2 protein-coding genes are annotated in these 915 nt (G+C 30.5%); both read left to right on the plus strand.

Annotated features, from left to right (window positions below; all coding sequences use genetic code 11):
• On the plus strand, window positions 1-391 hold a 391-nt coding region (locus VDP25_RS17695), incomplete at its 5' end, for a hypothetical protein (RefSeq protein ID WP_334471976.1).
• A complete protein-coding gene (locus VDP25_RS17700) occupies window positions 378-776 on the plus strand; it encodes a hypothetical protein (protein WP_334471978.1) in 399 nt (132 codons plus the stop codon). The genes VDP25_RS17695 and VDP25_RS17700, both read left to right, overlap by 14 nt.
• The last annotated feature ends 139 nt before the right edge of the window (window positions 777-915 follow it).

The raw sequence follows: 915 nt of genomic DNA on the forward strand, positions 1-915 counted from the left end.
ACAAACGATAACCAAAAGCGATAAAAACTTAAAGATTCTGAACAAGCTAATTGTGAACGGGTTTTATAATGGTTATGTCGGAACTGAAAAGTTTGAATTAATGCGGAATCATTTTCCAAATAATCACAGACTAATCGGAATTTTGAATGACACAGGAAATTACGATTTGAAATTTGACTTTAAATCACCGATGAATTTTTTAGCGAAAGTTTTACTTGGACTCGGAATTCTGATTTCAATAATTTCGTTGATTAAAGGAAGTTGGATTTTTCCGATTGTGTTTGTTCTTTTTGGACTGATATTGTTTGCGGATTTTAAGCTAAAAGAGAAAAAAGAAATTAATCTTTTTACAGACAAATTATTGGAATTCCATAAAAATGAATATGACTGAATTAAAAAAAGCTTCAATATATATATTCTTTGTATCTGTAATATGCTTCTCTTGTAGCGAACGAGAATTAGGCAATGGTTACTACTTTCTTCCAAAATATGAAGCTATAGATGTTGGTTATCCAGAAGGAGAAGCAATAGTTTATAAGTCAAATAAAGAATATATATTCAGCAATATTAGAATTCGTGGAGATGTTTTAGAAGTACATGCTGATTCAGAGTTCATTATTGCAAAGCGAGATCCACTCATCAGTTGGGAAACAAATACTGGAGTTTTGGAGTATTTTATAATTATAAAAAAGAGCGACAGCGTAATTGGACCACTAACTAAAGAAAATTTTATACTAAAGACTAAAAAATCAGATATCAATCTTGAATTTGAATAAAAAAAACTACACACAACACAGTATAAAAATAATTGCGGTTTAGTGCTTAATCAAAAGGTCGTTGCGTGTTTGTAACGTCTGATTTTCCTTCGGAAAATCCTCGCATACAAACCCGCAACTATTCTTATACATAAACGTT

This window comes from Winogradskyella sp. ECml5-4 (genome assembly GCF_036903175.1).
Taxonomy (GTDB): Bacteria; Bacteroidota; Bacteroidia; order Flavobacteriales; family Flavobacteriaceae; genus Winogradskyella; species Winogradskyella damuponensis.

Coding starts and splice junctions, on each gene's coding strand:
- VDP25_RS17700 (WP_334471978.1), top strand. CDS start 378: ATGAATATGACTGAATTAAAAAAAGCTTCAATATATATATTCTTTGTA.